Source organism: Mesorhizobium sp. M0140 (assembly GCF_040322475.1).
In the GTDB taxonomy this organism is placed as follows: domain Bacteria; phylum Pseudomonadota; class Alphaproteobacteria; order Rhizobiales; family Rhizobiaceae; genus Mesorhizobium.
This window is the reverse complement of sequence record NZ_JAMYTM010000005.1, coordinates 15,527-29,283: the sequence shown is the minus strand read 5'-3', so window position 1 is coordinate 29,283 and position 13,757 is coordinate 15,527. Positions and strand designations below refer to the sequence as shown.

At 64.4% G+C, this 13,757-nt stretch carries 8 protein-coding genes; 1 reads left to right on the top strand and 7 read right to left on the bottom strand.

What is annotated here, in order from left to right; all coding sequences use genetic code 11:
- Positions 1–116 precede the first annotated feature (116 nt).
- From NKJ37_RS06895 to NKJ37_RS06885, 3 genes are read right to left on the bottom strand one after another with little or no spacing between them, the layout of a single operon-like run.
- Positions 117–1,052, bottom strand: a complete 936-nt coding sequence (locus tag NKJ37_RS06895) for a dimethyl sulfoxide reductase anchor subunit family protein (protein WP_352773374.1) — start codon at positions 1,050–1,052, stop codon at positions 117–119.
- A gap of 3 nt (positions 1,053–1,055) precedes the next feature.
- Positions 1,056–1,790, bottom strand: a complete 735-nt coding sequence (locus tag NKJ37_RS06890; RefSeq protein ID WP_023811364.1) for a 4Fe-4S dicluster domain-containing protein — start codon at positions 1,788–1,790, stop codon at positions 1,056–1,058.
- A complete protein-coding gene (locus tag NKJ37_RS06885) occupies positions 1,787–4,717 on the bottom strand; it encodes a molybdopterin oxidoreductase family protein (protein WP_352773371.1) in 2,931 nt (976 codons plus the stop codon). Before NKJ37_RS06885 ends, NKJ37_RS06890 begins: the two co-directional genes overlap by 4 nt.
- Positions 4,718–4,995: 278 nt before the next feature.
- Between NKJ37_RS06885 and NKJ37_RS06880 the strand changes: the two genes are divergently transcribed.
- On the top strand, positions 4,996–5,898 hold the full coding sequence (locus NKJ37_RS06880; protein WP_352439635.1) for a LysR substrate-binding domain-containing protein: 903 nt from the start codon (positions 4,996–4,998) through the stop codon (positions 5,896–5,898).
- Positions 5,899–6,042: 144 nt separating this feature from the next.
- Here the strand turns inward: NKJ37_RS06880 and NKJ37_RS06875 are convergent, their stop codons facing one another.
- From NKJ37_RS06875 to NKJ37_RS06860, 4 genes are all read right to left on the bottom strand, one after another.
- Positions 6,043–7,299 carry an Hsp70 family protein gene (locus tag NKJ37_RS06875; protein ID WP_352673599.1) on the bottom strand — a complete coding sequence of 419 codons (1,257 nt, stop codon included), beginning with the start codon at positions 7,297–7,299 and terminating at the stop codon, positions 6,043–6,045.
- A gap of 269 nt (positions 7,300–7,568) precedes the next feature.
- On the bottom strand, positions 7,569–8,360 hold the full coding sequence (locus tag NKJ37_RS06870; protein WP_027161734.1) for a TIGR02186 family protein: 792 nt from the start codon (positions 8,358–8,360) through the stop codon (positions 7,569–7,571).
- Positions 8,360–9,283 carry a sulfite exporter TauE/SafE family protein gene (locus tag NKJ37_RS06865; RefSeq protein WP_023811359.1) on the bottom strand — a complete coding sequence of 308 codons (924 nt, stop codon included), beginning with the start codon at positions 9,281–9,283 and terminating at the stop codon, positions 8,360–8,362. The genes NKJ37_RS06870 and NKJ37_RS06865 overlap by 1 nt, the downstream gene beginning before the upstream one ends.
- Positions 9,284–9,474: 191 nt before the next feature.
- Complete coding sequence (locus tag NKJ37_RS06860) at positions 9,475–13,536, bottom strand: peptidoglycan-binding protein (RefSeq protein WP_352773367.1); 4,062 nt, start codon at positions 13,534–13,536, stop codon at positions 9,475–9,477.
- Between the last annotated feature and the right edge of the window lie 221 nt (positions 13,537–13,757).

Sequence of the window (13,757 nt, the reverse complement as noted above, 5' to 3'; positions counted from 1 at the left end):
GCCTGCTATGCCAATCCGGAAGATGCCGTTCCTAGAACTACGACACATTCTTCCGAGCCACAACTTACGACAACACTAACTGACATCCAGCAATTGCGAGGGCATGTTGGCGTTCCCTACCCGCCGTAGTAGAGCGTGACGGTGTGCTTCGCTTCGGCGAAAAACAGCCAGCGTTCGACCAACATGCCGGCGAACTGCACGATCACGGCGAGCACCGACAGCGCCGCTGCGAAGGGCCAGGGTAGGGCGAAAGCAGCCGCGAGCAGCAGGGCGGGCAAGGCAAAGGCCAGACCCTGTGCGATCTGGCGCAGCCGCGCGCTGTGTTTGCGTGCAATGCGAAAACCCATTTCCTTGAGTAGATAATTCTCCTCGGTGTGGGGCCATTCCAGCGACCGCACCGTGCCGCCGGCCAGCCCGGTCGCGGTGTTGGCGGTGGTCGGAATTTCCAGCCGGTCATTGTAGCGCCAGGTCGCCAGCTTCCAGCTCCAGCCGAGCAAGGTCAGGAGCATGGAAGCCACCAGAAGAATTTTCGAGCCGACAGCAAAACCTTGCAGCAGCGCATTCAGAAGCATGCTGCCGGTCATCGCCGAAAAGATCAGATAAGCCGGCAGCGTATAGCGGCTGTGCCATTGGGCGATCGGCTTCAGCGACGCGTAGATCATGCCTGTGGTGCAGACGGTGACGACGGCACCACAGGCCGTCAGCAATCCGGCCACCGTCACCCAACCGCCGCTGCTGCCGAAAAACACCCAGCCGATGCCGAACAGTCCCGCCGGGATAAAAGTAATGACCGAGGCAACGCCTTCGCGCGACAGCCAGGAACTGCGCCACTGCGAGAAGGCCCGCCAGGCGCGTTCGGGGCGGCCGAGATGACCCGTCGAGGACAACAGTCCGGCTACGATCAAGCCGAGCGCCAGCCCCATGCCGATGAAGCCCAGCCAGAAATCGGGCGGGATGATCTGGAAGCCTCCGAACATGCCCAGCAGAGCCAGCAGTCCATAGCCGGCGCCGGTGGCGGTGGTGAAGAAGACGACGGAGAAGGCTGGATGCATGGGTCAGTTCGAAAGCATGCGGTCGACCCAGCCGAGGAAACCGCCTTCGGCCCGCACCGGTTCGAGTGCGGGTGCTGCCACCGATGCGGCGCGCGTGGTGTGGGCGCGCGGCGGCAGGTATTTGTTGGTCGGGCGATAGCCGAGCTCAGGCATCAGGTCGACGCCGCCACGCTCCGCCACCAGTTGCGAAACCGCCGATAGGGGATCGCCGAGATCGCCGAAATGCCGGGCGCTGGTCGGGCAGGCGGCGACGCAGGCCGGTACGCGGTCCTCTTCGGCCAGATTGTCATTGTAGATGCGGTCGACGCACAGCGTGCACTTCTTCATCACCCCGACGTCCGTATCGAATTCTCGCGCGCCATAGGGACAGGCCCAGCTGCACAATTTGCAGCCGATGCACTTGTCCTCGTCGATCAGCACGATGCCGTCCGAGGCCCGCTTGTAGGAGGCGCCGGTCGGGCAGACGGTGACGCAGGCCGGTGTCTCGCAATGCAGGCAGGAACGCGGAAAATTGACGGTGCGCCCGCCCATCTCGGTCGTGTGCTCGTAAGCGTGCACGCGGTTGAACCAGACGCCGTCGACATGGCCGCCATAGGGGTCGATGTCGGTCAGCGGTGCCATGTGGCCGCCGGTGTTCCATTCCTTGCAGGCGGTGACGCAGGCCTGGCAGCCGACGCAGGTGTCGAGATCGATGACGAGGCCGAGCTTCTTGCCGCTTTGGCTTGGCAGACAGGTCATTCGGTCGCCTCTCTTGCCCTGCGGAATTCGGCACCGAAGCGAAGGATGTCGGGTGAGGGTTCGAAATGCGGCGGCTGCCGGAAACGCTCGAATTGCGGCTCGGTGAAGCCGGCTTCTTCGGCTGCGCATTTGACGATGCGCACGCGCAGGTCGAACCAAGCCGCCTGGCCGGTGACCGGATCGGAATTCGAATAGCGCTTGCCCTGAGCGTCAGCCGAGGTCTGGTCGCCGATGATATGGTTGAGCAGGAAGCCACGGTTGCTCTCGGCCGCGTCGTCCTTCAGCCCCCAGCTGCCGCGCCGCTTGCCGATGGCGTTCCAGGTCCAGACCGTGCTTTCGTTGACCCCGTCGATCAGCTTGATCTGCCCCTTCACCCTGCCGTTGATGCTTTCGATCCACACCCAGTCGTCATCGACAAGGCCAAGGCCAGCTGCCGTCCGGTGATGCACGAACAGCCGGTTCTGGCTGGTGATCTGCCGCAGCCACGCATTCTGCGAGCCCCAGGAATGGTACATGTGCATCGGCCTCTGCGTCAGCGCATGCAGCGGATATTCTTCCAGGTCGACGGCCGCTTCCTCGAAGGGCATGTGCCAGAAGGGCAGCGGGTCCATGTAGGTCTCGATGCGCTGGCGGTCACCCTTTGGTGGCAAGACAGGGCCATGCCCACGCGCGGCAAGGCGGAAGCGCTGCAGCGGTTCGGAGTAGAGCTGGAAGACGATCGGCTCGGCCTTGGGGATAAAGCCCATGCTCTCGGCGAAGTCGAGATAGGAGCGGTTGGCCATCTTGTAGTAGCGCTGGTCGTCGGCGAAATCGTGATGCCAGAAGCCGCCATTGTCGATGTAGCGCTGCAGCTGGTCCGGGTTGGCCTCGCCCCTGCCGGTCGAGGTCCCGTCCTTGCCGCGCCAGCCGGCGAGCGGGCCGATGCCGGGCGTGCGCTCATGATTGACGATGTAGTCGGCGTAGTCGCGGTATTTGGCCGTGCCGTCCTCATCGACGAAACCGGGCATGCCGAGCCGGGCGCCGAGTTCGATCAGCACCGACTGGAACGGCCTGACGTCGCGGTCCGGCTCGACGACGGGATAGCGGATGGCGTCGCCCGGTCCGTCGGCATGGCTGATGGGCCGGTCGAGCAGGCTGATGCAATCATGCCGCTCGAGATAGGTGGTATCCGGCAGCACCAGGTCGGCGAACGGCACGGTCTCGGAATAATAGGCATCGGAATAGATGATGAAGGGAATCTTGTAGTTGCCCGCTTCGTCGCTGTCGGTCAGCATGGCAATGGTCTCAACGGTGTTCATCGAGGAATTCCACGCCATGTTCGACATGTACATCATCAGCGTGTCGATCTTGTAGGGATCGCCGGCCCAGGCATTGCGGATGACGGTGTGCATCAGGCCGTGTGCCGCCAGCGGTGCGTCCCAGGAATAGGCCTTGTCGATGCGAAGCGGCGTGCCGGCCTCATCGACCAGCAAATCGTCCGGCCCACAGACGAAACCGAGCGGCATGCCGTCAAGCGGCGTCATCGGCTTGACGGTCTTGCCGGCTGGCTTGGGACCGGGCGGAGCGGAGCGGGGGTAGGGCGGCTTGAAACGGAAGCCGCCGGGAACATCCACCGTGCCCAGCAACACCTGGAGGAGATGGATGGCGCGGCAGGTGTGAAAGCCGTTCGAATGGGCCGAGATGCCGCGCATGGCGTGCATCGAAACAGGCCGCCCCTTGATCGTCTCGTGCCGGCGCCCGGCCCAATCGATCCACGCGATCGGCAGTTCGATCGTCTGTTCGAAGGCGACATGCGCAAGTTCGGCGGCGATCCTGCGGATCGTATCGGCGGCAATGCCGCAGCGCTCGGCGACCGCATCCGGCGCATAGCTCTCATCGAGGTAGCGGTCGGCGATGAGCTGGAACACCGAGACGCAGTGGCGCCCGCCGATCGTGAAGCTGCCCGTCAGTGCCGGTTTCGCACTGGCATCGGTGGCGCCGACAGGCGTCTTCGCAACCCTGTCCCACGCCAGGGGATTGCCGTCGGCGTCGCGCACGAACAGCCCGTCATCGGCGGCACCCGGCTCCTGCACGACGAGAACATGGGCATTGGTGTAGCGCAGCAGGTAATCGAGATCGACGCGGCCCGCCTTGAGCAATTCGTGGATGAGGGCGAACACGAACAGCCCATCGGTGCCGGGCCGGATGCCGATCCAGTCGTCTGCGATGGCATTGTAGCCGGTGCGGCACGGATTGATCGAGACGACCTTGGCGCCGCGCGCCTTGAGTTTGCCGAGGCCGATCTTGATCGGGTTGGAATCGTGATCCTCGGCGACGCCAAACAGCATGAAATACCGGGTGTTGTCCCAGTCGGGCTCGCCGAACTCCCAGAACGAACCGCCGATCGTGTAGAGACCGCCGGCCGCCATGTTGACCGAGCAGAAGCCGCCATGGGCGGCAAAGTTCGGCGTGCCGAACTGGCTCGCCCACCAGCCGGTCAGCGACTGCGACTGGTCGCGGCCGGTGAAGAAGGCCAGTTTCTTGGGGTCGGTCCGGCGGATGGCCGAGAGCCGTTCGGTGGCGATCGAAAACGCCTCTTCCCACTCGATCTCGCGGAATTCGCCGGAGCCGCGAGGGCCGGTGCGCAGCAATGGCTTCTTCAGCCTTGCCGGGCTGTAGTGCTGCATGATGCCGGAGCTGCCCTTGCCGCAGATCACGCCGCGATTGACCGGGTGGTCCTTGTTGCCGTTGATGTAGCGGACCTTGCCATCCTTGATGTGCACATCGATGCCGCAGCGGCAGGCGCACATGTAGCAGGTCGTCTTGGCGATGCTGTCGGAAACATCAGGCGAGGTGTCGACGCCGTCGCCTTCGTCAGGCGCTCGCGTGTCGGCAAGCGGGCGTTGCGATGGTGCCGAATTCGCGCCGCGCGGCGGTCCCTGCATCATGATCCGGTGGCGCCTGTACGGCCCATGGATTTGGCCCGCGTCTTCGGTCCGGGGCCGCGCATGTAATGCTCTTCCGGGTGGTAGCGATCGCCGGCCAGCCGCCGTCTTATGCCGCGGGTCCAATGCGCAAGCAGGGATCTGAACCGCCCGATCATTCTGTTCTCTGCGATCTCTCGGCGAATTTTTTCTAACTTCGTTCGAAAACTTAGAATAAAGCTATCGATCTGTCTAATCAGTTGTTCTTGTAAATTCGATCGATATTGGTTCTTAATGCAGACATGACCCTGGACCAGTTGCGGATTTTCGTCGCCGTCGCAGAGCGCGGCCATATGACCAAGGCGGCGGAACTGCTGGGCATTTCGCAGTCGGCCGCATCGGCCGCCATCCGGGCGCTTGAAGAACAGCACGGCGTCCATCTGTTCAACCGCGTCGGCCGCAACATCGAGCTTGCCCAGACCGGCCACCGGTTCCTGCCGGAGGCCAAGGCCGTGCTCGAGCGGGCCGCCGCCGCGCGCAATGTGCTGGAGCATGTCTCACAGACCGTCACCGGCAGCCTCTCGATCGCCGCCAGCCAAACCATCGCCAGCTACTGGCTGCCGCGCCGGCTGGCTTCCTTCCACGAAGCCTATCCGGCCGTCAGGCTGAGCGTCTCCATCGGCAACACCAGGCAGGTCGAGGCCAATGTCCTCGATGGCGCTGCGGATCTCGGCCTGGTCGAAGGCCGCACCGAGTCCGACATACTGCGCCGCACCAAGGTCGACGTCGACAGGCTGATGCTGGTGGTTGCCAGCGCGCATCCGGAGATCCCCGAAGTCGCGCCCGGCCGCCCTGACATCAAGGGTCTGCGCTGGATCATCCGCGAGGGTGGTTCGGGTACGCGCGAGGTGCTGGAGGATCTGGCGCGCCACGAAGGGATTTCGCTCGCCGACCTCCAGATATTCCTGGTGCTGCCGAGTAATGAGGCTATCCGCCAGGCGGTCGAGGCAGGAGCCGGCGCCACCATCATTTCGGAGCTTGTCGTGGCCCGCGCCGTGGCCGAAGGCGGTCTGAGATCGGTGCCGCTCGAACTGCCGAAACGCGACTTCGCCATGATCACTCATCGCGATCGCCAGGCAAGCCTGGCCCAGATGGCGCTCAAGGCACATCTGGGTACGGAGATGAACGGGTCCGCGCCAAGATAGGGTCCGTTGAGATTCAGGTCAGGCCGAGTCGAAAATGGCTGACGCCGAGAACCGGAGCGGAGCGTACTTAAAGTACGTGAGCACCGGAAGCGCAGGTACCAGCCATTTGCAGGCCGGCATCACCTGAATATCAATGGACCCTGATCAGCCGAACTTCCGTTGGGCATCTAGCGCCAGCCCAAGTCCGACCGAGCCGAACATGTCGCCTTCGATGACGGACGCCTGCGGCACCAGCGACAGGATTTCTCGTCTGGCCAGCGGGATCGCGGTCGATCCGCCAGTCAGGAACACCGCGGTGATGTCGGATGGCTTCACCTGGGCGTCACGGATGGTCTGCGCCACCGTTGCTGTGACACGCTCGATATCCCTGGCGATCGTGGCATCCAGCCCGTTGCGCGTGATTTCGGCGGCGAACTCCGCACCCGGCAGCTTCACCACGACATCTGCGGACGATCTGTCGGTCAGCTGTATCTTGGCCTTCTCGACGAGTGCCGCCAGCGCGTGTCCATAGCGGTGTTCGACGATGTGGATGAAACGGCCGACCAGGTCGGCGCGCTCGGCCTCGTAGCGGATCTGGCGCAGATGCGTCATCGCCCTGGCGGTGTAGACCAGATTGATGCGCTGCCATGTCGCCAGATCGATGAAGTAGCTTGCCGGCAGATTGCGCTTGCCGTCCTTGGTTGGCGTCAAATAGCCGAGCTGCGGCATCACATGGGCGATGCTCAGCTGCCGATCGAAATCCGTGCCGCCGATGTGGACGCCCCGGCTGGCCAGGATGTCGTCCTTGCGGTCGAGCGACCGGGAGCGCTGCGGTGAAACGCGCACGATCGAGAAGTCCGACGTGCCGCCGCCCATATCGATTATCAGCGCCAGTTCCTCGCGCGTCACCTTCTGCTCGTAGTCGAGCGCCGCCGCGATCGGCTCGAACTGGAAAGCGATGTGCTTGAAGCCCTGGGCACGCGCGGCGTTCTCGAGTTCGCTTTGCGCCTTCGCGTCGGCCTCGGCATCGTCATCGACGAATTGCACCGGCCGGCCAAGCACGACGGTCTCGACCGTATCGCCGGCATCTGCTTCCAGCCTCTTCTTGAGATGGCCGAGGAACATGCCGACGATCTCCAGGAAGCCGATCGACCGCGATTTGATGCGGGTCTTTTCATGGGCCAGCGAACTGCCGAGCACGCTCTTCAGAGAACGCATCAGCCGGCCTTCGACGCTGTCGGTGTAGTTGGCGATGGCGTGGCGGCCAAAGCAGGTGCGGTTGTCCTCGAAGTTGAAGAATACGGCACTGGGTAGCGTCACCTGGCCGTCCTCAAGCACGACGAGCCGCGGCTGCCCGTTGCGGACCACGCCAACGGTGGAGTTCGAAGTCCCGAAGTCGATGCCGCCGAAGGCTGGTCGCATGACAAGTTCCTGTATTTGTCGTCGGCGAGCCGACAGGCGCCGAGAAATCGCGCGCTGCCCGGGGACAGGCTGCTCTGCCGAACCGAATTGTTTGTGTCTGCCATTTGGCTGGGGAGCGCGGTCTACCGCATGCCTCGGCAAAGGGAAACCACTTTTCGGGGAAAGTTCTGAAGTGCGTCGCGTTTGAGCGGATTCACGCGACGCACTTCAGGTCTTGATTCGATGCATGTCGTTCTCCCAAAACCGGGGCCACTTTTGGGCGACATGCATTAGTCCCGCCGGAAGATCAGCCTTCCAAGCCAGCCAGTCAGCATGGCCAGCGATATCGCGAAGACGCCATAGAGGAACGAATAATTGTGCGCGACACGGAAGATCGACTGTTCGAAACCGGATTTGCGGATTTCGAGCTGGGCCGAGCTTTCCTTGATGAACAGGCCGCTCTTGAACAGGAACGCGCGGGCTTTATGGGTTCCAACTGGCACATTCGGTGCCAGCCTGACGGTGGCGCGGAAAAGGTTCTGCGACAAAAATTGCACGCCGCCGACATTCTCGCTGTAGAGGCCGGTCGCCGACTTGCGCTCCCGCAGTGCCGCCGTGAACTCCTCGATCGTCGCCGGGCTGTCGCCGGCATCGGCGGGCTGCATATAGAGGTTGGAGGCGCCGAGCGACAGCTGCTTGTAGCTGTTGGGTTCGGTGATGTCCTGCAGCGGCCGCGTCGTCGCCACCGAATAGGAGACGGGCACGTTTTCGAAGGTCTCGGAGTCCAGATTGACCCAGACGCCGAGCACCCTGTCCTTGCGGCGCACCACCACCGGCTTGGGCGGACCTTCGAGCACGACGATGACGTCGTAACGGCCTTGGCGCGCGACGAGTGGATCCGGGTTTTCCAGCGAACCGAAGATGGTCAGGTCGGCCCCGGAAAAGCCGGCGGTGATCGAGACGTTGTCGGTGGAGAGCCCGATCTGGATGCCTTCGGTCAGCGGGACCTGTGCCTTCGCCGGCACGGCGGCCGCAAGCAGCGACAGGACAATGGCGGTTGCGAATGTGTTGCGAGCCCTCATCAGTTGAGGCCCGCGGCAGACAGCGAATAGAGGTTGGGCGGGGTGACGAACAGATCGATCGCCAATCGTATCGCCACCGCCAGCACGAGCAGCGCCAGCAACGCCCTGAGCTGCTCGCCGCGCAGCCTCTGGCCGGCCTTGGCGCCGTACTGCGCACCGGCGACGCCGCCCGCCATCAGCAGGAAGGCCAGCACGACATCGACCGTCTGGTTGGTGGTGGCGTGGACCAGCGTCGTATAGGCGGAGGTGAAGATGATCTGGAACAGCGAGGTGCCGATGACGACGTTGGTCGGCACTTTCAGCAGATAGATCAGTGCCGGCACCATGATGAAGCCGCCGCCGACGCCCATGATCGACGACAGGAAGCCGATACCGGCGCCAAGGCCAAGTACGGGGATGACGCTGACGAACAGTTTTGACGCCCTGAACCGCATCTTCAGCGGCAAGCGGTGGATCCAGTTGTGCTGGCCGGATTTCTTCAGCACCGGCGCCGCACCGCTGCGCGTGGCGCGTAGCGCATTGACGCTTTCGACCAACATCAGCCCGCCGACGGTGCCGAGCAGCACGACGTAGAGCAGCGAGATGAACAGGTCGAGCTGGCCGAGGCGGCGCAGGAAGGCGAAGACGTAGATGCCGCCGGTGGAGCCGACAATGCCGCCGGCCAGCAACACCCCGCCGAGCTTGAAATCGAGCGTACCGCGCTTCATGTGCGAAAGGACGCCGGAGACGGAGGAGGCGATGACCTGGTTGGCGCCGGTGGCGACCGCGATCGCCGGGGGTATGTTGTAGAAGATCAAGAGCGGCGTGATGAGGAAGCCGCCGCCGACGCCGAACATGCCCGACAGGAAACCCACCGCCGCGCCCATGGCCAGCAGGACGAAGATATTGACGGAAATTTCCGCGATCGGGAGATAGATGCCCACCCGTCAGTCTCGATCAGTTCTGCCGTCGGCGAATGCAACCGTTGCGGGCATCTTGGACCGACAAGCCAATTCGTTCTTGCGCCGGAGGTGCTGCGAAGTCAAACCGCGCTACGCCGCCGAAACAAAAAACATCTCAATCAGTTAACAGGCGAATGTGTGGCAGAGGCGTCGTGGAAACGACGCCTCCGCCGTTATTTGCGCGCCAGCAGCGCCTTGACCAGTTTTTCATCGACTTCGCCGGTCGCCGGCATCTTGTTGTCGGTCTGGAAAGCCATGATCGCGGTCTTCGTCTTCTGGCCCATCTTGCCGTCGGCGCCGCCGGCGTCGTAGCCGTTCTTGTTGAGAATGCGCTGGATGTTCTGGACGGCCTTCTTCATGTCGATGCTGGCTGTCGTCTGCGGTGTGCCGTCCTGCCAGGATTCAGGAATGTCGGCCGAATTGGCCGCCGCATCCAACGGCTTGGCCTTCCACAGCTCAGTCGCGGCGCGGGCGCGTTCGAGCTGCTCGGGCCGCAGCGCATTGGCGATCTCGTCACGCTTGGCCGCCGCATCCTTGTCGCCGGTCTTGGCGACAAGCGCGAACCATTTGTAGGATTCCTCGAGGTTCTGTTTCATGCCGACGCCCTTAGCGGCGAGGATGCCGAGGTTGAACTGGCTGTCCTTGACGCCGACATCGGCCGCCGCCTGGAACCAGTGCGCGGCCGATTCATTGTCGGTCACGCCGTCTGCCGCCATGGCGAACAGGACGGCTAGATTGTGCATGCCGCTGGCGTTGCCCTGTGCTGCGGCAAGCTGGTACCAGGTCTTCGCCTTCTTGATGTCGCGCGCGACGCCGACGCCCTTTTCGTAGAAATTTCCGATGCGGTATTCGGCCGGCGCGAAGCCGAGTTCCGCCGATTTCTCGTACCACTTGGCCGCTGCCGCCATGTCTTCCTTGACGCCGCGCGACTCGGCATAGCGCGAGCCGATTTCGAACAGCGCCTTGGCGTCGCCGCCGGCGGCGGCATCACGCAAGGCGGGCGGGCCGGCGTCAGCGGGAATGTCGAACTTTGCCGTCGTCGCCGGCGAAGCGTCCACCGGCGGAACCGCGCCCGTGGTGTCCTTGGCGATGGTCGGCTCTGCCGCCATAGGCTGGATGCCGGTGTCGGTATCGGCAGCTTCCGGGGCGACCGGAACGGTCGAGGGCGGCGCAGCCGGGGCTGTTGTCTCGGACACCGCTGGGTTCGCATCGGCCGATGTGGCCAAGGCGACGGGCGCCGGAACCGGCTCGGCGGTCGGCGCGGCACCCATCGACGGCTCGGCGCCTGACGGCGTGGCAATCATGCTTTGCGCGGCCATGTCGTCCTTGGTTGCCGGTGCGGACGGCTCGGCCTGTCTGACGGCATGGTCCGGCGCGCTTTCCACTGCCGCGGGCTGCGCGTCCGTCTTTGGCTGGCTCGCGGCATCGAGCGAGGCGGTCTGCACCGGCTGCGAGGCGACGATCGGCGCGACATCGTTGCTCGCCACCTGGGCCGGATCAGCGAAGAAGGCCTTGCCCAGTTGCAGAGCGCCCAGCGCCAGCAGGATCGCGGTTGTCCCCATCAGGATTGGCTTGCGCCGTGCCTTGAGCAGGTCGCCGATCCGCAGCGCCTTCACCGGTCCGGTCACCGTCGACTGGCGCTTCAGCGCATCGGCCTCGGCGGCGGGGGCCTGCGCCGCGCGCCGGGCCGCGGCGATGAAATCCGATTTGGCGGCATCGGTGTCGCTGGGCTTGGCCGGCTGGCCGCGCTCGTCACGCACGCGCTTCATGATGGCATTGAGGTCAGGTGCGCCGGAGCCGGGCTCCAGCGGCCGGTTGGCCATTTTCGGATCGAGCGGCTCGTCGAGATCGACGCTCGGGATCGGGGCACTCGGCGCCGAGCCGGCCAGTGGCGGCATGTCCGCCTCCTTCTTGCCCTTGAAGGCGCGAGCCAGGCCACCGAACAACGACTTGCGGCCGCCTGCCTGTTCGCCTTTCTCGGCGATCGTGTCCGAACCGAGCGCGGCCATGGCAGCCGCCGCCGCAGCCTCGGCCGGCGTGCGCGTGCCGATACCAATACCCAGGTCGCCACGCGTACCCAGGTCGCCACGCGTACCCAGGTCGCCACGCGCACTCGGCTCGTTGCGCAGGATGGCGGCGGCACGGCCATCGAGATCGGCCATGTCCCCGGTCAATGGCAGGGGCTGATCGATATCCATCGACGGCGCGTCGACAGCCATTTTGGGCCGCCGGGCGCCGCGCCAGTTGCTCGGCTCGGCCGGTGCCGCATCCAGCAATTCGCTCATCGCCTCGACCGGCTCGCCGGGTTCGAGCGAACCTAGCCGGTCGACGATCTTGAGCAACGTGTCGTGGATGGCCTCGAACGTTCTCGAATTGCGCTCGTCGGAGCGCCGCGTCAGCGTTTCAAGTGTCTTCAAATCCTGGGCGAGGCCGGAAACCGCGGTCGTATTGGCGCTCGAACCGGCCAGCGATTGCACTGCGTTCTCGGCCGCTTCGCGCGCCGCGCCAAGGATGGAATCGCGGGTTCCTGCGAGCGACTTTTCAATTTCGTTGAGACGCGGGCTGATGTCCTCGAATTCCGGCAGCGGGGTGCTGGGCTTGGAAAGATGAGCGGACAGGCCGGCAACCTGTGCTTCCAGGCTGCGGATCAGCGCCGGATCGATGCCGGCGACCTGTGCGGCCGACGCGTCCAGCCGGCTTGAAATGTCTTCGAGCCGGCTCTCCAGGCCGCGGATCGCGGCTTCGCCCGCGGGATCGGGCACACGCGTTTCCATACGCTTGGCGAGCGCCGTAAAGCGGGCATCGATGGCTTCCATGATGCCGGCGCTGTCGACCTGCGGCATGCGCTGGTCGAGCCTGTCGGCAACCTCGTCCAGTCTGCGCTCGAGATCGCGGAACAGCATGTTGCCCTGTTCGATGGCGTCACCCTGGCGGCGTTCCATCATGCTCGACAGCACGTCGAAGCGCTGCTCCAGCCCATGGAAGATGTAGTCGGCGTCAGGCATGGCGGGCGCCTGGTCGATCTTGTCGGCGATGAGTGCGATCTGCTTGGCCAGGCGCTCCATCGCCTGCTCGGGCAGATTGGCGCGACCGCCGAGCTCGTCGACCCGACCGGACAGCGTGCTCAGCCGGTCCATGACCGCGTTGCCTGGACGATCCTGCGCCACTTCCTCGATCTGGCTGGCAAGCGAGTCGATCCGCCTCTCGATGCGCTCGAAAGCCTCGTGGTCGAATGAATTGGCTTGCGCCGCGACCGTGGATGCGACGATGGCGCGGGAGATCTCGTCCAGCCGCTCGTCGATCATGCCAAGTGTGTCGCTGCCGCGATTGTCCTGCTGGCTGGCGAAATGGTCGACAGCGCCGGCAAGCGTGCGCACCTTCTCCTCCAGCGAGCGCAGCGACAACGATTCCGGCAAATTGTTGACGGCATTGCTGATTTGCTCCAGCCGGGCCGTCAGAGCAGACAGGCCCGGGTCGTCCGAGCGCTTGCGCTGGTCGGCGTCGACGCGGTCTTCGAACGCCGTCCAGCGGCGATCGAAATCGTCCCAGCGGCGGTCGACCTTCTGCACGCTCTCTTCGCGTGCCAGCGTGTCGAGTGCGGCTTTGACCTGTTCGAGTTCGAGCCGCAGCATGTTGACGCTTCTGTCGTCGCTCTTCTCGGCCAGGGTCTGGATGGCGCCCGAAAGCCGCTCGAACTCAAGGCCGAGTTCAGCACTGCCCTTGGCCAAAGCACCGGGCCTTGCGCCTGACTGGAAAGCCCGCTCGATGTCCTTGCGCAGCGCTTCGAATTCCCGCTGCAGACCTGCGGTCATCTGGTGGCGCAGTTCCTCGCGCATGCCGCGCAATTCGCCGGCGATCTTGCCGACCATGGCAACGCCATCCTCCTGGCCGCGCACGCGATCGATATCGCGGGCAATGGCCTGGTAATTCTGCTCGAAAGCGGCGGCTCCCTGCAGCGGGCTCTTCGGACGCGGCGCGGGCTGCGGGTCCTCATACCAGCGCTGCTGGCCAGAGGGCCGGGCGGCGGGATAGCGCGCGTCGGCAGCATATTGGCGGGGATCGGTTTGGCGCAGATCTGGTTGGCGGGGATCGGGACGTGCCATCGGATCCTCGCGCGTCCGCTCCAGCCGCTGCTCCAGCGTCTCCAGCGACTGGTTCAACTGCTCGAGCGTGGTCTGCGGCCTGCGCTGCCTGCCGGCATTGAGTGTATCGAGATAGGACCGCTTGCTGTTCATCGGTGCGTCCGTCTTTCAGAATGGCTGGCTCGCGGCCAGTTCCCCCAGGTCCCTATCGGAACGAAGGCGACCGGCGGCGATGCCGCGGCGGAAGACGAGCTTCCCGGGCTCTCGCCCGCGCTCCGAAAAACCGTGAAAAATTCGATACAGGATAAACACGGGTAGCCGACGCGCCCACATTTCCCCCAACGTGGTAAACAACGCGTTAACCAAACTTAAGA

Excerpts from the sequence above, each read along its gene's own strand:
- NKJ37_RS06880 (WP_352439635.1), top strand. The coding sequence starts at position 4,996 with ATGACCCTGGACCAGTTGCGGATTTTCGTCGCCGTCGCAGAGCGCGGC.
- NKJ37_RS06870 (WP_027161734.1), bottom strand. The coding sequence starts at position 8,360 with ATGAGGGCTCGCAACACATTCGCAACCGCCATTGTCCTGTCGCTGCTT.
- NKJ37_RS06860 (WP_352773367.1), bottom strand. The coding sequence starts at position 13,536 with ATGAACAGCAAGCGGTCCTATCTCGATACACTCAATGCCGGCAGGCAG.
- NKJ37_RS06875 (WP_352673599.1), bottom strand. The coding sequence starts at position 7,299 with ATGCGACCAGCCTTCGGCGGCATCGACTTCGGGACTTCGAACTCCACC.
- NKJ37_RS06885 (WP_352773371.1), bottom strand. The coding sequence starts at position 4,717 with ATGATGCAGGGACCGCCGCGCGGCGCGAATTCGGCACCATCGCAACGC.
- NKJ37_RS06890 (WP_023811364.1), bottom strand. The coding sequence starts at position 1,790 with ATGACCTGTCTGCCAAGCCAAAGCGGCAAGAAGCTCGGCCTCGTCATC.
- NKJ37_RS06895 (WP_352773374.1), bottom strand. The coding sequence starts at position 1,052 with ATGCATCCAGCCTTCTCCGTCGTCTTCTTCACCACCGCCACCGGCGCC.